Source organism: Desulfarculaceae bacterium (genome assembly GCA_020444545.1).
Classification (GTDB): domain Bacteria; phylum Desulfobacterota; class Desulfarculia; order Desulfarculales; family Desulfarculaceae; genus Desulfoferula.
Map to the genome: position 1 here is coordinate 370,683 of JAHLKT010000003.1, position 19,464 is coordinate 390,146.

Annotated in this window: 14 protein-coding genes; 8 read left to right on the top strand and 6 right to left on the bottom strand. The window is 68.6% G+C overall.

Annotated features, from left to right (window positions below; genetic code table 11):
• Positions 1-513 (bottom strand): transporter suffix domain-containing protein, encoded by a 513-nt coding sequence (locus tag KQH53_10200; GenBank protein ID MCB2227036.1) that lies wholly within the window; start codon positions 511-513, stop codon positions 1-3.
• Between the two features lie 190 nt (positions 514-703).
• On the opposite strand from KQH53_10200, the gene KQH53_10205 reads away from it, so the two are divergent.
• Together KQH53_10205 and KQH53_10210 are read left to right on the top strand one after the other, a co-directional pair.
• Positions 704-1,012, top strand: coding sequence for a hypothetical protein (locus KQH53_10205; protein MCB2227037.1), 309 nt, complete (start codon positions 704-706; stop codon positions 1,010-1,012).
• Positions 1,013-1,127: 115 nt separating this feature from the next.
• Entirely contained in the window at positions 1,128-2,261 is a 1,134-nt protein-coding gene (locus KQH53_10210) for a carbon-nitrogen hydrolase family protein (GenBank protein MCB2227038.1), read from the top strand.
• Positions 2,262-2,268: 7 nt separating this feature from the next.
• Here KQH53_10210 and KQH53_10215 read toward each other — a convergent pair whose 3' ends face one another.
• From KQH53_10215 to phoU, 4 genes are all read right to left on the bottom strand, one after another.
• Positions 2,269-3,696 (bottom strand): efflux transporter outer membrane subunit, encoded by a 1,428-nt coding sequence (locus tag KQH53_10215; GenBank protein ID MCB2227039.1) that lies wholly within the window; start codon positions 3,694-3,696, stop codon positions 2,269-2,271.
• Between the two features lie 43 nt (positions 3,697-3,739).
• Positions 3,740-6,874 (bottom strand): multidrug efflux RND transporter permease subunit, encoded by a 3,135-nt coding sequence (locus KQH53_10220; GenBank protein MCB2227040.1) that lies wholly within the window; start codon positions 6,872-6,874, stop codon positions 3,740-3,742.
• A gap of 12 nt (positions 6,875-6,886) precedes the next feature.
• Positions 6,887-8,026 carry an efflux RND transporter periplasmic adaptor subunit gene (locus KQH53_10225; protein ID MCB2227041.1) on the bottom strand — a complete coding sequence of 380 codons (1,140 nt, stop codon included), beginning with the start codon at positions 8,024-8,026 and terminating at the stop codon, positions 6,887-6,889.
• 220 nt (positions 8,027-8,246) lie between these two features.
• On the bottom strand, positions 8,247-8,906 hold the full coding sequence (gene phoU, locus KQH53_10230; GenBank protein ID MCB2227042.1) for a phosphate signaling complex protein PhoU: 660 nt from the start codon (positions 8,904-8,906) through the stop codon (positions 8,247-8,249).
• Between the two features lie 309 nt (positions 8,907-9,215).
• On the opposite strand from phoU, the gene KQH53_10235 reads away from it, so the two are divergent.
• From KQH53_10235 to KQH53_10260, 6 genes are all read left to right on the top strand, one after another.
• Entirely contained in the window at positions 9,216-11,531 is a 2,316-nt protein-coding gene (locus tag KQH53_10235; GenBank protein MCB2227043.1) for a GGDEF domain-containing protein, read from the top strand.
• Between the two features lie 137 nt (positions 11,532-11,668).
• Entirely contained in the window at positions 11,669-12,475 is an 807-nt protein-coding gene (locus tag KQH53_10240; protein MCB2227044.1) for a mechanosensitive ion channel, read from the top strand.
• Between the two features lie 171 nt (positions 12,476-12,646).
• Complete coding sequence (locus KQH53_10245; GenBank protein ID MCB2227045.1) at positions 12,647-14,212, top strand: aryl-sulfate sulfotransferase; 1,566 nt, start codon at positions 12,647-12,649, stop codon at positions 14,210-14,212.
• Positions 14,203-14,421 (top strand): hypothetical protein, encoded by a 219-nt coding sequence (locus KQH53_10250; GenBank protein ID MCB2227046.1) that lies wholly within the window; start codon positions 14,203-14,205, stop codon positions 14,419-14,421. Before KQH53_10245 ends, KQH53_10250 begins: the two co-directional genes overlap by 10 nt.
• Positions 14,405-15,880, top strand: a complete 1,476-nt coding sequence (locus KQH53_10255) for a sulfotransferase (protein MCB2227047.1) — start codon at positions 14,405-14,407, stop codon at positions 15,878-15,880. The genes KQH53_10250 and KQH53_10255 overlap by 17 nt, the downstream gene beginning before the upstream one ends.
• A 13-nt stretch (positions 15,881-15,893) precedes the next feature.
• On the top strand, positions 15,894-16,847 hold the full coding sequence (locus KQH53_10260; protein ID MCB2227048.1) for a nitronate monooxygenase: 954 nt from the start codon (positions 15,894-15,896) through the stop codon (positions 16,845-16,847).
• Here KQH53_10260 and KQH53_10265 read toward each other — a convergent pair.
• Complete coding sequence (locus tag KQH53_10265; protein ID MCB2227049.1) at positions 16,844-19,453, bottom strand: hypothetical protein; 2,610 nt, start codon at positions 19,451-19,453, stop codon at positions 16,844-16,846. The two genes, KQH53_10260 and KQH53_10265, sit on opposite strands and share 4 nt — an antisense overlap.
• Between the last annotated feature and the right edge of the window lie 11 nt (positions 19,454-19,464).

A 19,464-nucleotide genomic window follows, 5' to 3' on the forward strand; every position in this document is an offset into this window, starting at 1 on the left:
CTAGGCCTCCCCGGAGGCGGCCGCACCCGGAGCCTGCCCGGCGTCCCAGTAGAACAGGAGCTTGAGCCGCTCCCAGAAGGGCGCGCCCAACAGGAACAGGGCCACGATGCCCAGGATCTCGCCGCCCGCCAGGGACCAGGCCAGGAAGGTGATCATGGCGCCGTCCGGGGCGAAGAACACCAGGTCCACCAACACGACGTAGTAAGGCAGGAAGCTGAGCGCCAGGAGCACCACGCCGGTGCGGTGGCGCCGCAGGCTGACCGGCTGGGGCGGGCGCGCCGAGGCGCGGAACCAGGAGAGGACGCGCTTTTTGAGCGCGGCCAGGAACTCCTTGCCCAACAGGGCGGCCGCGGCATAGAAGGCCACCTCGCCGGTGGCCAGGAACACCACCGCCGCGGTGCCCGACTCGGCCAGGCTGAGGCCCAAAAAGGGCAGCACCGCCACCACACAGATGGGAACCAGGCTGTAGGCGAACAATCCCAGGCCCAGGTAATACTTCCAGTCCTTTTTCATGCCGCGCTCCTTGCCCTGGTTTGCCGAGAGAGAGGGGGGGGGCGATGCGCCCGCCCCCATCGATGTTGCGACAAGGGCCCCGTTGCTGTCAAACCCGGCGCAATGCCCCACTGCCGCCCGAATAATGCTAAAGTAGGTTGGCGGCCATTACGAAGAGCCAACGCTGAAGCGGCCGCCGGGGAGACGAGACATGGCCGAAACGCAACGGAGACTCAAGGTGTGGGTGGTCCTGGCCTCGCTGGCCGCGGGGGCCTGGGGATGCTGGAAAGGCTTCACCTACTGGTTTCACCACGGGGGGCAGCTCAACGAGCCCTTCGTGATGTGGGTGCGCGAATACATGCCCGGCTACATGCTGGCCGAAGCGGGCGACCCGGTCTCCAAGCACATCATGGGCGAGAGCGTGTGGTCCTCGTTCTGCTTCGGCTCTCTTTGTTTTCTGGTGGTGCTGTTCATCGGCCTGGCCATCCTGCGCGCCCGGCGCAAGCGCCAGGACCTCTAGGGCCTCCGGCCCATCTTCCCGCCGCCGGCTTGGCCCGGCCCGGCAAAGCCTTGCCCAGAAGCTTGCATCCCTATTAGAGTGGGGGCAACCAGCCACTTCAGCGGAGGGGGGCGCCATGCGTCATACCGTCGTCCAAGCCATTGTGTTTCTGGCTATGCTACTGGCCATCCCGGCCCAGGCCGGCCCGGTGCCGGACTGCTGTTCACCGCGCTACGACCAAACGGTGATGCAGAGCTACCGCCAATTGCAGTACAAGATGAGCATCTACGGCTCGCCCCCCGCGCCCGGCCAGGGGCTGCGCCTGGGAGTGTACCAAGCCCAGGCCGCCTGGGGCCCCGGCGCGGTGGCCAAAAACCTGGCCCAGCTGGAAGAGGCGGTGAAGGCGGCGGCGGCCCAGGGGGTGCAGCTGTTGTCCTTCCCCGAGCTCTACACCTCGGGCTACACCATGACCCCGGCGCAGGCCCGCCAGGTGGCCCAGCCCGTGGACGGCCCCTTGATCACCCAGTGCCGCCAGATCGCGGCCCATTACAAGATGGCCCTGATCGTGCCCTATGCCGAGAAGGCTCTGGGGCCGGACGGCAAGGAGCGCTACTACGACTCCATCGCGGCCATCGACCCCACGGGCAAGCTGATCGTCAGCTATCGCAAGACCCATCTCTGGGGCAAGGAGGAGCGGGCCAACTGGAGCTTCGGGAGCAAGCTGTGCCCGGTGTTCAAGATCAACGGCCTGCCCATGAGCCTGCTCAACTGCTATGAGTGCGAGTTCCCCGAGCTGAGCCGCATCCTGGCCCTTAAGGGGGCCAAGCTCATCGTGGGCCCCACCGCGGCGGACTGCTACGACACCGCGCCCGACGGCAAGCGCTCGGCCCTGCCCTATCCCGACATCTCGCGCAGCCTAATCCCGGCCTACGCCTATGCCAACAACATCTTCTTCGCCTACAGCAACCACTGCGGCTACGAGAGCCTCAAGGGCCACTCCTGGCACTACCGGGGCAACTCCATCATCGCCGGACCCCACGGCGACATCATCGCCGCGGCCAACCATCAGCAGGACACCCTGCTGGTGGCCGACCTGATCCCCGCCTTCTACGGCCCCTCCCACCCGGAGAGCCACTACCTGAAGGACCGGCGGCCCAGGCTGTACCGCGAACTGGTGGCCCCCGAGGCGGGCTTCGTGCCCGGCGGCTGGGTCTATCCGAAATACCAGGGTGGGCGGGAGGTCATCCCGCCGGAGGACAGGGGCAAGTAGGCCCAGCCTACTTGGCCGATACCGGCACGGCCGGAGGAGCCGCCTTGGCGGGCGCTTTAGGCGCGGGCATGGCCCCCCAGCCGCCGCCCAAAGCTTTGTACAACGAGATGAAGCGGGCGGTGACCACGCCCTCGCTGATGGCCAGCTGGTCCTGGAAGGTGAGCAGGGAGCGCTGGGCGTCCAGCACGCTGTCGAAGTTGTTGAGCCCCGCCTGGAACAAATCCTGGGAAAGCCCTTCCGCGTCCTTGGCCGCGGCCACCGCCTGGCGCAGGGCCTCGCGGCGGCGCTGCTCCTGGGCGTAGCCGGTGAGCGAATTTTCCACCTCTTCCAAAGCCGTGAGCACCGCGGCCTGATAGGCCAGCAGGGTTTCCTCTTGCACCGCGCTCTGGGCCTCGATGCGCGCCCGCACCGCCCCGGCGTTGAAGATGTTCCAGGAGAAGCTGGGCAGGAGCCCCCAAAAGAAGTTGGAGCCCGAGGTCAGGTCGCTGCCGCTCAGGCCCTCCAGGCCCAGGGTGCCGCCCAGGCGGAACTTGGGGTAGAGCTCGGCCGTGGCCACGCCCACCCGGGCGGTCTGGGCGGCCAGGCGGCGTTCGGCCCGGCGGATGTCCGGCCGCCGCCGGAGGGTCTCGGCCGGGATGCCCACCGCGATGAGCGCCGGAGGCACCGGCACCGGCCGGGGCGCGGCCATGAGCGCGTGCAAGCGGCCCGGGGTCTGGCCCAGGAGCACGGCCAGGCGGTTGAGCGAGGCGTCCAGCCCGGCCCGCAGGCTGGGGATCCGGGAGCGGGTGTTCTCCAGGTTGTAGCGGGCTTGCTCCAGGGCCAGGCGGTTGACCAGGCCTGCCTCATGGCGCGAGGAGATGTAGGCGTAGGTGTTCTCCTGGGCCTTGAGGTTGGCCGTGGCCACGGCCAGGCGCTGCTGGTAGGTGCGGGCCTCGGTGTAGTTGAGGGCCACCTCGGCCACCAGCGTGACCAGCACGTCGCGCAAGTTGGCCTGGCTGGCCTCCAGGTCGGCCTGGGCCGCCTCCACCGAGCGCCGCACCCCGCCGAACACGTCTATCTCCCAGGTGGCGTCGAAGCCCACCGAGTAATACTCGTCAATGGTCCCGCTGCCGATGGCGTCGCTGCTACGGCCCCACTCCCCCACCCCGGCGGCGTCCACCCGGGGGTAGAGCCCGGCGCGGGTGGCTCCGCGCAGGGCGCGGGCCTGGCGCACCCGGGCCTGGGCCTGCTTGAGGGCCAGGTTGCCCTCCACCGCCTGGCTCACCAACCGGCTCAGGGTGGGATCGCCCAGCTTGACCCACCAGATGGCCAGGGTCCGGGCCTCGGGGTGGGCCGCGCTCACCCCGTCCTTGAGCTGGCTGTGCCAGGTGGGAGGGGCCTCGGTCTTGGGCGGGGCGTAGTCCGGGCCCACCGGGGCGCAGGCGGCCAGGCCCATCAGCCCGGCCAGGGCCAGGGCGCACAGCCAGCGGCGCACGGGCTTAGACCTGGGCCGAGGCATCGGGCTTGCCCTTTCCGCCCTTGAGGCGCTCGCGCAGCCGCTGGAAGGCGGCGAACAGGGGTGGGATGAGGAAAATGCCAACCAGGGTGGAGGCCAGCATGCCGCTGAACACGGTGGTGCCGATGGCCCGGCGGCTGGCCGCGCCCGCCCCGGAGGCCACCACCAGGGGGAACACCCCCATGATGAAGCTGAAGGCGGTCATCAAGACCGCGCGGTAGCGCACTCGCGCCCCGGCCGCCGCCGCCTCGGTGATGGGCAGGCCCGACTCCCGGGCGGTCTTGGCGAACTCCACGATGAGGATGCCGTTCTTGCTGGCCAGAGCCACCAGGAGCACCAGGCCGATCTGGGCGTAGATGCTGAGGCTCAGGCCGCTGAGCCACAGGCCGAACAGGGCCCCGCAGGAGGCCACGCTGATGCTGGCGATCACCGCCAGGGGGATGGTCCAGGACTCGTACTGGGCCACCAGGAACAGGTAGCCGAAGAAGAAGGCCAGCATGAGCATGATCGGCGCCTGGCCGCTGCTCTGGCGCTCCTGGTAGCTCAGGCCGCTCCACTCGTAGGCATAGTCCGCGGGCAGGGTCTTGTCCGCCACCTGCTCCATGGCCTCCATGGCCTGGCCGGAGCTGAGGCCGGGCCCGGCCTCGCCGTCGATCTGGGAGGTGGGGAACTGATTGTAGCGGGTGATGATCTGGGGGCCCAGGACCTTGCTGAGCTTGACCAGGCTCCTCAGCGGCACCATCTTGCCGGTCTCGCTACGCACGTAGAGCTGGTGGATGTCCTCGGCCGCGTCGCGGAAGGACTCGGCCGCCTGCACCTTTACCTTGAACACCCGGTTGTACAGGTTGAAGTCGTTCACGTAGCGCGAGCCCAGCTGGGCTTGCAGCGTGGCGAAGATGCTTTTGAGCGGCACCTTGAGCGCCTCGGCCTTGGTGCGGTCGATGTCCACGAAGATCTGGGGCACGTCGGCGGAGTAGGTGGTGAAGACCTGCTCCAGGCGCGGGTCCTGGTTGGCCGCCACCACCAGGGCGCGGGTGACCGCCCCCAACTCGGCCGGGGTCTGGTTGCCGATGGCCTGGAGCCGGAAGTCGAAGCCGCCGGTGCGGCCCAGGCCCCGGATGGCCGGCGGCGAGAAAACGAACAGCTCGGCCGAGGGGATGGCGGCCAGGCGGGAGCGCACGATGGGCAGCAGGCCCTCCAGCCGGGTCTCCGGCGTGGTGCGCTGGTCCCAGGGTTTGAGCACGCAGATGGCGATGCCCACGTTCTCGTTGCTGCCCGAGATGAAGCTCAGGCCGCTGATGGCGATGATGTTCTCCACCCCGTCGATCTTGCCCACCACCGAGGTGACCTGCTCCATGACCTTGCGGGTGCGGGCCAGGGAGGCGGACTCGGGAAGCTGCACGTTCACGTAGAACACGCCCTGGTCTTCCTTGGGCAGGAAGCTGGTGGGGCGGCTGTTGAACAGGAAATAGGCCGCGCCGGAGACGAACACCAGGATGAGCCCGGCCACCGCCAGACGGCGCACCAGCCACACCGAGGCGGCCACGTAGCCGCTGCGCGAGGCGTAGAGCACCTTGGCGAACCAGGCCAGGGGCCCTCGGGAGATGGTGGAGGCGGGTTTGAGCAGGGTGGCACACAGGGCCGGCGACAGGGTGAGCGCGTTGACGCTACTAAGCACCACCGCCGTGGAGATGGTGACCGCGAACTCTTGATAGAGCTTGCCGGTGATGCCGGGCAAGAAGGCCACGGGCACGAACACCGCCAGGAGCACCAGGGTGGTGGCGATGACCGGGCCGGTGACCTGGCCCATGGCCTTGCGAGTGGCCTCGCGGGCCGGGAGGTTTTCCTCGCTCATCACCCGCTGCACGTTCTCGGTGACCACGATGGCGTCGTCCACCACCAGGCCGATGGACAAGACCAGGGCGAACAGGGTCAGGGTGTTGATGCTGTTGCCCATGGCCAGCAGAAGCGCGATGGTGCCGATGAGCGACACCGGGATGGTCAGCGAGGGGATGAGGGTGGCCCGCCAATCTTGCAGGAACAGGAAGGTGACCGCCACCACCAGGCAAAAAGTTATAAGCAGGGTGGTGATGATCTCGGTGATGGCGTTGCGCACGTAGCGGGTGGTGTCGTAGGTGAGCTGGTACTCCACCCCCTTGGGGAAGCGCTTGGCCAGGCGGGCCATCTCCTTTTCCACCGCCTCGATGGTCTCCAGGGCGTTGGAGCCGGTGGTCTGGTACACGCCCATGGCCAAGGAAGGCGCGCCGTTGATGGTGGAGAAGCGGGTGTAGGTGTCCGCCCCCAGCTCCACCTTGGCGATGTCGCCCACGCGCACCAGGCCGCCCGCCTCGTTGGAGCGCACGATGATGTTCCGGAACTCCTGGGCGGTGCGCAGGCGTCCCTCGGAGCGCAGGGTGTACTGCACCTGCTGGGAGTCGGCCGAGGGCGCGGTGCCGATGGACCCGGCCACGGCCTGCACGTTCTGCGACTGGATGGCCGAGATCACGTCCTCGGCGGTGAGCCCCAGGGCGGTGAGCCGCCGGGGGTCCATCCAGATGCGCATACTGTAGTCCAGGGACCCGAACAGGCGCGCCTCGCTGACCCCCTTCACCCGGGCCAGGGCGTCCTGCACGTTGATGCTCACGTAGTTGCTCAGGTGCAGGATGTCCATGCCGCCCTTGGGCGAGAAGAAGGTGACCACCCCCAAGATGTCGGAGGAGCGGGCCCGCACCTCCACCCCCTGGTTGACCACCTCGCCGGGCAGGTTGGGCGTGGCCTGCTGCACCCGGTTCTGCACGTTGACCTGGGCGATGGCCGGGTCGGTGCCCACCTCGAAGTACACGCTGAGCTGATACTGGCCGTTGTTGGAGCAGGTGGAGGACATGTAGATCATGTCTTCCACCCCGTTGACCGCCGCCTCTATGGGCGCGGCCACGCTGTTGGCCAGCACCTCGGCGTTGGCCCCGGGATAGGTGGCCCGCACCCGGATCTCCGGCGGGGTGATGCGGGGATAGTGGGCCACCGGGATGCTGAACAAGGCCAGGATGCCGCCCAGGGTGATTACCACCGAGATGACGATGGCCAGGCGGGGCCTATCTATGAATACGCCGCTGATCATGGCTAGCCGGGGCTACTGGCTCTGCAACACGGGGCGGACCTGCTGACCGGGCCGCGCCATTTGCAGGCCGTGCACGATGATGGTTTCGCCGGCCTGGATGCCGCTCTCCACCGCCCAGCCGGTGCCCACCTCCGGGCCCCGGGTGATGCGCCGCTGGCGCACCCGGTCCTCCTGGTCCACCGCCAGCACGTAGAGGCCCTCGCGGTCCTCCAACACCGCCGACTGGGGCACCACCGGCATACGGCGGGGCTCCTGGCGGCTGATCAGGACGGTGACGTACTGCCCGGGCAGGAGCAATCCGTCCGAGTTGGCGAACACCGCGCGCACCGCGATGGTGCCGGTGCCCGGGTCCACCTGGGGATCGGTGAAGTCCAGCTTGCCGGTGGGGGCGTACATCTGGCCGTTGGGCAGGCGCAGGCGGGGCACCATGAGCGCCGGGGACTGGGCCGGGTTGGCCGCCGCCTTTAGCTTGGCGGTGACGAATTCGTTTTCGCTGATGGACCACACCACCCGGATGGGGTCGAGCTGCACCAGGCGGGCCAGGGCCCCGGAGTTGGGCCCCACCAGGTTGCCCACCGTGAAGGCGGCGCGGCCGATGCGCCCGGAGATGGGCGCGGTGATGGTGGTGTAGCCCAGGTTGATCTCGGCCTGCTCCAGGCTGGCCTTGGCCTCCTGGAGCTGGGCCCGGGCGGTCTGCTGGGCAGCCAGGGCGTTGTCCATGTCCGTGGCCGCCACCCCGCCGGCCCGCACCGACTTAAGGCGCACGATGTAGCGCTCGGCCTTGTCCAGGCTGGCCTGGGCCAGGGCCACCTTGGCCTTGGCCTCGTTGACCTTGGCCCGGTAGGGGGCCTGGTCAATAAGGAAGAGCAGCTCGCCTTTTTTGACCGAGGCGCCCTCGTTGAAGGCCACCTTCTGGATGTAGCCCTCCACCCTGACCTTGAGGTCCACCGCCTGGATGGCCTCCACCCGGCCCACGAACTCCGAGGCCGGGTTGACCTCCATCTCCGGGACCTTGATCACGGTGACCGAGGGCATCTGCTCCTTGGCCGCGGCGGGCGGCCTGGCCGGGGCGAGGCCGGGCGCGGCCAGGGCCCAGACACAGCCCAACAGGGCCGCCAAAAACGACAGCTTGAATTTATTAGAAGCTTTCATAGTCCTCTAGACCAGGGACGTTTCCAGGGAACCAGACGCGGCCTCCCCGAGGAGCGGCCCGCGATGCACATGGGCGCAATTATAGCCGAAGCAGAGTTCCAGCGATACCGGCAAAGATGTAACTCGGAAGCCGGAAACAGCTTACCAGTCGAAACAGGGGCCGCCGGGCCGGAGGGGAGAGCCGGTCCGGCGGCCGCCAAGCAGGAGGGAGAAAGGGAGGCTAGGGGTAGACCTTGCCGGTGATCTGGAAATACACCTGCTCGGCCAGGTTGGTGATGTGGTCGCCGATGCGCTCCATGGCCCGGACGGTGTGCACCAGGGCCAGGCAGGGCTCCACGCACTCGGGCTCCGAGGCCATGTAGCGGCTCAGGCCTTCATAGGCGTCGGCGTAGAGGCGGTCTATCTCGCGGTCGCGCTTCCAGGCCTCCACCGCGGCGGCGGCGTCGTCTTCTTGGTAGGCCCGCTGGACCTGGGCCAGCATCTGGCCCGCGATGGAGCCCATCTGGGCCACCAGCTTGAAGAACTCCTCCAAGTGCCGCCCGCCTATCTCCAGGCTGTAGCGGGCCACGTGGGAGGCGTAGTCGGCCACGCGCTCCAAATCGGCGGCCAGGCGTCCGGCGGTGAGTATCTGGCGCAGGTCCTTGGCCACCGGCTGGCGCAAGGCCAGGAGCCGAAGGGTGCAGCCGTCCACCGCGCCTTGCAGCTGGTTAACCTTGGCGTCGCGCTCCACAGTGGCCGTGGCCAGCTCCGGGTCGCCCTCCACCAGCGCCTTGACAGCGCTCTCCACCTGGGAACCCGCCAGGTCCATCATGCGGTTGATGGCCTTGCTCAGGGCCTCCAGCTCGGCGTCGAACACCTTCAGGGTGTGCGGCTTGTCCATGCGGCATCTCCCGCCGGGCATTGGAGCCCGGCCCAATGGGCGGGGGGAAGCGCCCGGTGATCGCGGCCCCCGAGGCCGCCGGCCACCCGGAAAACCCGGCGGCCGGCCAGACGAACTGGGAGCAATTATGGCCCAGGCGATGCGCTAGGGAATTACAGGGAGGTTACATTAGCGCGACGGTAGGGTGGCTTTGGGGCCAAGGGACCGCTTTTCGTCGGAAGATTGCCGCCGCGCCGTAACCGGGCGGTAATACGGGCCGGACAAAATGACATCTGATCCAAAATCTTACAACCCGGGAGCCCCGACCAGATGGCCAAACCAGCCCCCCTGGGGGACAGCTTCATAGGCGCGCAGGCCCGGCGCCGCCACGCCCAGGCGGCCCGCTCCTTTTCCTTTTTGCGGGGCCCGGCCCGCCAGGCGGCCCAGAAGGACCTCTCGCAAGGCCGGCCCCTGGGCCTGTTCCTGGTGGGGCTTCCCGGCCTGACCCTGTTCCGCAAGCTCTTCGGCCAGGAGATCGCCGAAAAGGTCATGGACCAGCTGGCGGGCATCCTGCGCTCCGAATGCGGCCAGCGCCTGAGAGGCTACCACGCCCATTACCTGGACCGGGCCGACGAAAGCACCTTCATCCTGCTGTTGCAGGACGGCGACAGCCTGAGCCTGGATCTTTTGGCCGACCACGCCCTCCGGCTGCGGCTGGGGGCGCGCAACCGCCTGAACAAGCAGGTGATGGGCCTCACCGGCCAGAGCCTGAGCCTGACCGTGGGCTACGCCCTGGTGGAGGACCGGGGCGGCGGCTTGGAGAACTCAGTGTATCAAGCGGTGTGGGACGCGCGGCAGATGGCCGAGGGCGCCCTGGACTATGGCCAGCTCGCCCTGATGCGCGAGTTCCGCGCCCTCCTGGACGGCCAAAGCCTGCACGCGGTCTATCAGCCCATCGTGGACCTGGGGCGGGGCGAGGTCTTGGGCTGGGAGGCCCTGGCCCGGGGGCCGGAGCAGATCCAATTCGCCCATCCCCAGATGATGTTCGAATTCGCCGAGGAGGTGGGCAGCCTGTTCAAGCTGGAGCGGGCCTGCCGCCGGGCGGCGATCGACGGCCTGGGCGGCCTGGAGCCTCATCAAAAGCTGTTTTTGAACATCCATCCCCAGACGGTAGGCGATCCCAGCTTCAAGAACGGCGAGACCAAGCGTCTCTTGGCCCGCCACGGCCTCAAGCCCGAAAACGTGGTGTTCGAGATAACCGAGCGCCACACCATAAAGGATTTCACCAACTTCCACCGCACCCTGGACCACTACCGCTCCCAGGGCTACCTGGTGGCCATCGACGACGCGGGCACCGGCTACTCCGGCCTGTCGCGCATGGCCCTGATCCGGCCCGACTTCATCAAGGTGGACATGAGCCTGATCCACGGCATCGAGTCCAACCCGGTGCAGCGGGCCTTGATGGAGACCCTGGTCACCTTTGCCGAGCGCATCGGCTGCGCGGTGGTGGCCGAGGGCATCGAAACCGCCACCGAGCTTTCCTGCCTGTTGTCCATGGGGGTGCACTACGGCCAGGGCTTCCACCTGGCCCGCCCCGCCCGCGCCAAGCCCCACCCCGCGCCGGAGATGATCTTCCGGGCCCGGCCCGCCGCGCGGGAGCGGGAGTGGAAGTGCTCCCTGCCGGTGTCCGAGCTGGTGGAGCCGGCCCCGGCCGTGGAACCCACGGCCAAGGTGCGCCAGGTGAAGGCCATGCTCGACGCCAGCCCCATCAGCGGGGTGGTGGTGGTGGAGGACGGGCGGCCCCTGGGCCTGGTGATGAGCCACAACCTGGACCGCCAGTTGGGCTCCTATTACGGCACCGCGCTCTACTACGAGCGGCCGGTAACCCGGGTGATGGACAGCGCGCCCCTGGTGGCCGAGGGCGAAAGCGCGGTGGAGCTGGTGGCGGCCAAGGCCATGGGCCGGGAGCGCTTCAAGGTCTACGACCACATCGTGGTGACCCGCAAGGGCCGTTTCCAGGGCGTGGTGAGCGTGCAGAAGATGCTCGACGCCCTGGCCCGGGTGCAGGTGGAGATGGCCAAGGGGGCCAGCCCCCTCACCGGGCTGCCCGGCGGGGTGGCCCTGGAGCAGGCCATCGAGCAGCGCTGCGGCCAGGGGCAGCCGGCCAGCCTGATCTACGTGGATTTGGACCACTTCAAGGTGTTCAACGACGCCTACGGCTTTGACCAGGGCGACCAGATGATAAGCCTGTTGGCCCGCATCCTGGTGTGGGCCGCCAAGCGCCACGGCGAGCTCCGGAGCATGGTGGGCCACGTGGGGGGCGACGACTTCGTGGTGCTCACCAGCCCGGAGCGGGCCGAACGGGTCTGCCGGGCGGTGGTGCGCTGCTTCAAGCGCCTAGTGAACCGCCTCTACAGCCGGGAGGATCGCGAGCGGGGATTCGCCCTGGCCAAGGGCCGCGACGGCCGGGCGGGGCGCTTCCCCCTGGTTTCGGTGTCCCTGGGCATCGTGGACTGCCTGGGAGGGGTGGACCTGGGCGAGATCGGCCGCCGGGCCGCCGAGGTGAAGCGCTACGCCAAGAGCAAGCCGGGCAACGTGTACGTGCGCGACCGGCGGGGGCCCCTGGGCCTGGCCGCGCCGGAGTAGAGCCCGGCCCCAAGCGGCCTTGCCCATCGCTCGTGGGCCCTTAAAATTCCAACCATACCCCTATAAGTGCTACATTAAGCATAAGCGCCCCCCCGGGAGCGCGTTCGCTTACCTATACAACCCCTTAGGAGGCGTCCGTGGAATCGATGCACAGCTACATAACCCAAATCAGCGACGTGGGGAACAAGTTCGGCCCCATCGTGGTCAAGGCGGTCATCCTGCTGGTGATCGTGCTCGTCCTGAGCATCTTCCTGGGCAAGATACTGGCCAACTTCCTGGTGCGCTTGGGCCTGCCCGAGCGGCGGGCGGCCATGTCGGTCACCGCCCTGCACCTGCTGGTGCTGTTCATCGGCGCGCTGGTGGTGTTGAACCTGCTGGGCTTCCCGGGGGTGCTGCTGTTCCGCACCATCGTGGTGATCCTGATGATCCTGGTGGCCTCCTACATCATCGCCAAGCCCTACATCCCCCGCCTGCCCTTCAAAAAGGGCGACACCGTGGGCATCGGGGGCAAGGTGGGCAACGTGGAGCGCATCTCCATCATGTACACCGAGATGCGCACCTTTGACGGCAAGGTGATCTTCATCCCCAACCACAAGGTGATGAACGATCAGGTGATGAACTTCAGCACCAAGCCCAACCGCCGGGTGGACGTCGACTTCTTCATCCCCTACGACCAGGAGCTGGCCAAGGTTAAGGCGGCGGTGATGGAGGTGCTCAAGGCCGACGAGCGCGTCTTGGACAAGCCCGCCCCCAAGGTGATCGTGGCCCGTTTCTCGCCCAGCTTCCGCGAGATGCAGGCCCGTTTCTGGGTGCCGCGCAAGAAGGCCATCACCGGCAAGTGGGCCCTCACCGAGGCGATCGACAACAAGTTCACCGCCGAGGGCATCAAGATGGCCTCCCCGCGCATGGCCGTGATGCAGGAGAGGGAGACCGAGGAGGCCTAGGCCGCCCATCCGTTCAAGCTTAATCGGGCCCTGCCGCGCGGCGGGGCCCGCCTTTTTTAGGGGGGCCCATCCCGGAGCCGCTTCACTTTGCGATATCCCATATCAGTGATAGATTAGGTCCGTGCTCGGCGCGCTGGACGGGCCGCTTGATTTGGAGAATGACCCTAGGTTATGCGCTTTTTACGTTCACGCCTCCCCCTGGCCCTGTTGGGGGCCCTGCTCGGGCTGCTGTTGCAGCTGGACTGGCTGGCCGGCCATGGCTGGGAAGAAGCCGGGGCGCGCATCGCCGCCGGACTGGCCGGGGGCGCCATCGCCCTGTGGCTGCTGGGCGAGGCGGTTGCCTGGCTGCTGGCCCGCCTGGGGCGGGATTTCTGGGGCAACGTGGCCCGGGCCTGGCCCTATCTGGCCAGCGCCAACCTTTGGCGCGGCCTGGCCGTGGCCTGGTTGGTGCTCCTGGTCGGTTTCATGGCCGGGCTCTACGTGTACGCCAGCCGCTGTTGGCCCTACCCCCTGGTGCGCTCGGTGGAGGCCTGGCTGGCCGGCGAGGGCGACGCCACCTTCAGCGACAAGCTGGCCAACGACCTGGACATCTCCCCGTCCCGCCATCTGGTGGTCTCCAGGCACAACATCCCCAAGCAAAGCCCCTACTTCGAGCTGTCCGGCCTGCCCCTGCGCTCCCGCCGCCTGCCGCCCAAGCTGTTCCTTGCCCCCAACGCGCCCAAGGCCTATCGGGTGATCTTCGGCGCCTTCGACCTGGAGGGCAACCGCTACGCCGCGGTGCTCCTGGGCCCGGACGGCAAGCTGCGGCACTTCTGGCGGGTGAGCCAGGAGGACGTGCCCTGGAAGCACCGGGACGACGCCAACGTGTTCCCCCACGGCTTCGCGGTGGACCGCGACGGCTCCATCTACGTGGCCTATGACAACGGCACCTCGCTGACCAAGTACGACTGGTGCGGCAACATCGTCTGGCGCCTCAGGGGCGGCTATCACCACTCCATCACCCTGGGCGACGACGGCACCCTGTGGGTGTGGGGCCCCACCCTGGACGACCCCCGCCGCAAGGACTGCCTGGTGCAGATAGACCAGAAGACCGGCAAGGTGCTCAAGGCGATCACTCTGCAACGGGTGGTGGACGCCAACCCGGAGATCGACGTCATGGGCATCCGCCAGCTGGACGAGCACGACCGCTCCACCTGGGTGGTGGACGGCGGCGGGCAGTGGCACCCCAACGACATCGACCCCCTGCCCAAGGCGATGGCCGCGGCCTTCCCCCAGTTCAAGCCCGGCGACCTGCTGGTTTCCCTGCGCTCGGTGGATTTGGTGATGGTGCTGGACCCGGACACGCTCAAGGTGAAATGGTGGCGGCAGGGCCTGGTGCGGCGGCAGCACGACCCGGACTGGGATCCGGACGGCACCATCTCGGTGCTCAACAACAACATGCACCGAGACTGGTCCAGCATCGTGGAGATCGACCCGCGCACCTACCAGAGCCGGGTGCTCCTGGACGGCAAGAAGTACGGCTTCTACACCCACATCCAGGGCAAGCACCAGATGCTGCCGGACGGCGGCATCTTGATCACCTCGCCCCAGCAGGGCCGGGTGTTCGAGGTGGACCGCGCGGGCAAGGTGGTGTTCGAGCTGCTCAACGTGTACGATGACGAGGGTCGCCTGCTCAACATCTCCGAAGCGTTGAGCCTCCCCCTGGACTACTTCAAGGAGTTGCCCCAATGCCCCTAGCCCTGTTGCTGTTGGCCGCGCTCTTTCTGCCCGCCGAAGCCCAGGCCTACGTGGGCCCCGGCCTCGGGCTGGGCGCCTTGGGGGCCATCGCCGGGGTCATCTTCTCCATCCTGCTGGCCATCCTGGCCGTGTTTTGGTACCCCATCAAGCGCATGTTCGGCCTGGGGAAAAAGAAGCCCGCGGCCAACGAAGATGATCCCCTGGACTGATTGGGCCAAGCTGGCCGCCCCCGCCCTGGCCGGGGTGGTGGTGCTGGTGGAGCTGGCCCGCGCCCTGCCTTTGGGGGCCAACCTCCGGCACCTGAGCGCCTCCAGCCGCCGGGCCGGACGCCTGGCCGCCTCCAAGCGCATCTCCGACCATTGGAAAGAAAAGGTGCTGCCCCACTACGCGGGCGGCATCATGGCCGCCAGCCTCATGAACCTGCTCTACCTGGCGCTCATGGCCGGGGGATTCGCCCTGGCCTTCTGCCTGGTGGGCATGTGGCTCTTGGGCGGCTGGGGCGCGGCGGCCGGGCGGCTGCTGGACCCGGCCACCCAGATCATCGCCGCGATCCTGGGCGTGGCCTACGCCCTCATGCGCATGAAGCTGGGCCCCCAGGCGGGCGGGGACTATCACCTGGGCTCCAAGGTTCTGCACCATCTGGCCCTGGACAGCAAGCTGGTGCGCAAGGCGGCCTTCGAGGCCGACTGCTCCCTGAGCCAGCGCAAGGGCCTGCCCAAGCCCCAGGGTCCGCCGGTGTACGTAGCCGGTCTGGCCCGGGCGGGCACCACCATCCTGCTGGAGGCGATCTACGCCAGCCGCCGCTTCGCCACCCTGACCTACCGCGACATGCCCTTCATCATGGCGCCCAACCTGTGGAAGGGCATCAGCGCGGGGCAGCGCCAGCACGCCGAGCTCAAGGAGCGGGCCCACGGCGACCGGCTCATGGTCAACTACGACAGCCCCGAGGCCTTCGAGGAAATCTTTTGGATGACCTTTGACCAGGGCGGCTATGTGCACCGCGACCGCCTGGTGCCCCACAAGCCGCCCCGGCAGGTGCTCATCGACTACCGCCGTTACGTGGGCAACGTGATCGCCAAGGACTCGGGCGCCGCGCCCCTGCGCTACCTGGCCAAGAACAACAACAACCTATTGCGCATCGACGGCCTGCTCCGGGCCTACCCCCAGGCCGTGATCCTGGTTCCCTTCCGCAACCCCCTGGACCACGCCAAGTCGCTCATGGCCCAACACCAGCGCTTTGTGGTGATGCACCGCGAGGACCCCTTCTCCCTGCGCTACATGAACTGGCTGGGGCACCACGAGTTCGGGGCCAACCTCAAGCCCTTCGACCTGGGCGCGGGCTGCCTGCCCGACGGGCCCCAGGAGCGCGAGGAATTCTCCTACTGGGTGCGCTACTGGGCCTGCGTGTATGCCTACGTGTTGGAGCACCACGCGGAGCAGGTGGCCCTGTTCGACTATGACCGTTTCTGCGCCTCGCCCGCCGCCTGTCTGGAAGAGCTGGCCCCGCTGCTGCAACTGGACAAGGCGCGCCTGGAGCCCTTCTTCGCCAAGGTGAAGCCCTCCACCCGGCACGAGCACCCGCCCGTGGAGCCCGGGGTCATGGCCCGGGCTGATGAGGTGCACCAGGCCTTGGGACGCCGGGCCATCGGAGCCAACGCCCGCCCCTAAAAGGAGACGCCGCATGTTCGCCACCCGGATCACCCAGATGCTGGGCATCAAGCACCCCCTGCAATGCGGCACCATGATGTTTCTTTCCAACCCCGAGTTCGTGGCCGCCGCGGCCAACGCGGGCGTGCTGGCCTGCCTGGCCTCGGCCATGTATGCCGACGAGGCCTCGCTGGCAGAGGCCATCGCCCAGGCGCGCGGCCTCACCGACCAGCCCTTCGGGGTCAACCTGTCGCTGTTCCCGGGCCACGCCCCGGTGCCCGCCGAGCGGGTGCTGGAGATCACGGCCGAGGCCGGGGTGAAGCTGGTGGAGACCGCCGGGCGCAGCCCCGAGCCCCTGCGGCCGCGCATCCAAGAGGCGGGGCTTATGCACCTGCACAAGTGCGCCCGGGTGCGCGACGCGCTCAAGGCCCAGAAGCTGGGGGTGGACCTGGTGGCCGTGGTGGGGGCCGAGTGCGGCGGCCACCCCAGCCCGGAGAACGTGAGCACCTTGGTGCTGGCCCCCCAGGTCACCGCCGCCCTGGAGGTGCCGGTTATCGTGGGCGGCGGCTTCTGCGACGGCCGGGGCCTGGTGGCCGCCCTGGCCCTGGGCGCGGACGCGGTGCTCATGGGCACCCGCTTCATGAACACCGTGGAGTGCCCGGCCCACCCGGCCGTAAAGGAACGCCTCATCGCCGCGCAATCCAACCAGACCATGGTGGTGCAGCGGGGCATCGGCAGCGGCATCAGGGTTTTGGACAACCACTGGGCCCGGCGGGTGCAAGAGCTGGAAGAAGGCGGCGCGGGCCTGGAAGAGCTGATGCCCTACATCTCGGGCAAGCGCACCGGCCAAGCCTGGCAGAGCGGCGACCCCGACGCCCTGGTGGTCTGCGGCCAGGTGGTGGGCAGCAGCCAAAGCACCCCGACCATAGCCGAGCTGGTGGAGCAGATCATGGCCGAGGCCGAGGCGGTGCGGGCGCGTTTGGCTTAAGCTTTGGCCGCCTCGCCGGACTCCAGGCGGTTCAGGTCGTCCTCGATCTTCTGGCGATAGTAGGCCACGCGGCGAGGGTCGGCCATGACCATATCCAGCTGCCGAGTGTGCATGAGCAAGTAGCCCACCACCTTCACCCCATCCAGGATGTCCTCGGCCGTGGCCCGCTCCACCCGGGCCCGCAGGTTGTCCTCGCTCATCTCCACCGCGAAGCCGCGATTCTGCAGGATCTCGCCCACAAAGCGCACCCGGGCCAAACGCCGAGCGCTGTCGGCCGCGCCTCCCTTGAAGGAAAAGCTCAGGTAGTTTTCCCGCCGCCGGGGCCCGGCCAGGGCCTCCACCGCGCAGAAGTGGAAGCCGAAGCGCGATTGCAGGTTCATGAAGTGGCGCGCGATCATGAAGTAGTTACGGTTGGCGTAGCGCGTCTTGACCCCAGTGGCCAGGTTGGGGTTGGCCGTGGCCTCGAAGAGCACCGAGGCCAGGCCCCGCCCGCTCACCGCCGGGGGGCCCTCCCAGGGGATGATGGTCATGCCGTCCCACACCGCCAGCATGGGCGCGCAGGCGATGTCCTCCAGCTTGACGTACTTGCCGCTGATCTCGTGGCTGAAGCCGTCGTCCAGGTCCAGCACCCACCATTGCATGGGCACCTGGTAATGCAGCTGCTTGGCCGCGCGGCGCGGGAAGCGGTGCTCCTGGCCAAAGGCGAACATCTCCACCACGCTCTTCTCGTGGCAGAAGCGGGTGACGTCGTGCAGGGTTTGGGCCTTGGCCGGGTCGAAGTCGGGCGAGTCGGGGTCCAAGAGGGTCAGCGGCGCGATGATCTCCAGGGAGCGGCTGAGCAGGCGTTCCACCGGACTGCCCGCCAAAAGACCGGGGCGCGGGGCGGCCTTGCCTTGCAAGTCCTCCACCCGGCCCGGATAGATGGCGCGGCCCGAGGCGTCCACCGTGACCGTATCGCCGTCCACCAGCTCGGCCAATTGCGGGCCCAGGCCGAACAGGGCGGGCACCCCGTACTCGCGGCACACCGTGGCCAGATGCCCGGCGGCTCCGCCCCGGGCCGAGACCACCGCCGCGGCCCGGCCGGCCAAGGCGGCCCAGCGGGGCGAAGGGCGCTCCAGGGCCAGCACCACGCCTGGGGCGAAGGTGAGCGCGTCGGCCTCCCGGTTCACCCAGTGCAGGGGCCCGGCCCCGGCTCCCAGGCTGGCCACGACCCCGCCGCGCAGCAGGGCCTCGGGGCGGGAGGCGCCGCCGTCGGTGGCGGAAGCCATGGGCGCGGCGCCGCCATCGGCCGGGCGCAAGGGGCGGCACTGCAAGAGCACCAGCCGCCCTTGCTGGTCAAAGGCCCACTCCACGTCCTGGGGCGTGCCGTAGTGCGCCTCCAGCCGCAGGGCCGCACGGGCCACCGCCCTTGCCTGCTCGTCGCTGAGGCAGGGCTCCTGGGCCCGCTCGCCGGTCAGCTCCAGACGGCAGATACCCTCGTCGGCCAGGCAGACCAGCTCGCTCTCCTTGTCCTCCACCGTGCGGCTGATCACCGTGAGAGGCTCCTCGCGGCTCAACACGAAATGGTCGCCCGCCGCCTCGCCGTCCACCACCACCCGGGGCAGGCCCCAGGCGGCGGTGAGGTGCACCCTGCGGTCGGCCGGGTCCAGGGGGCTCACGCTGTAAGCCACCCCGCCGCTGACCCCGCCCACCATGGCCAGGCAGCCCACGGCCATGGCCAGCTGGTCGTCGCGCAGGCCGCGCATCAGGCGGTAGTGCATGGCCTGGGGGTTGAAGAAGCTGGCCGCCACCTCCAGGTAGGTGGAGGCCAAAAACTCGGGAGCCACGTTGAGCTGGGTGGCGTACTGCCCGGCAAAAGAGGCCTCGGCGCTGTCCTCGCCGATGGCGCTGGAGCGCAGGGAGACCCGCACCGGCCCACCCGCCTCGGCGGCCAGCTGGGCGTAGGCCTGGGCCAGGGCCCGCTCCAGCTCCGGCGGGAGCGGCGCGCTGGTGATGAGCTGGCGCAAACGGCTGCTCAGGGTGAACAGCTCGGCCGCGTTCTCCATGTCCGCTGCCTGTTGCAGGCGCGATATCTCCGCGCCCAGGCCGCTGTGTTCCAGCAAGAGCCGCCAGGCCGCCGCGGTGATCACGAAACCCGGAGGCACGGTGAGGCCCAGGCGATTTCGCATCTCGCCCAGGTTGGCCATCTTGGCCCCGGCCTCGTCGGCCCGGGTTTGGTCCAGCCCCGCCAGGGGCAAGACAAGCTCGTCCCCGCCGGGGCGGGCCGTTGGGGCCAGGATGTCTTCCAGCTTGCCTTGGATCTGCTTGAGGCGGGGCAACAGGGCGGGGTACTTGCCCGGAGCCAGCCGCTCCAGCTGGGCGGCCATGGTGAACACGCTCACCCCCAGGGCGGTGGCCCGGGAGCGCACAAAGGACATGCCGTAGACCCGGCCCCCCGCGGCGGCGGCCTCCATGTCGGCCATCAGCTCCAGGGCCTTGTTGTTGGCGGCCAGGAGCTTACGGAAGCTCAGGTAGCGGGCCTTGAACTCCTCGCTGAGCCCCGCCTGGTCGGCCACGGGCTCCTCGCCGCCCAGTAGCTCCTTGAGCTTGTCCCACCAGGCGGGCACGGCGCGGCCGC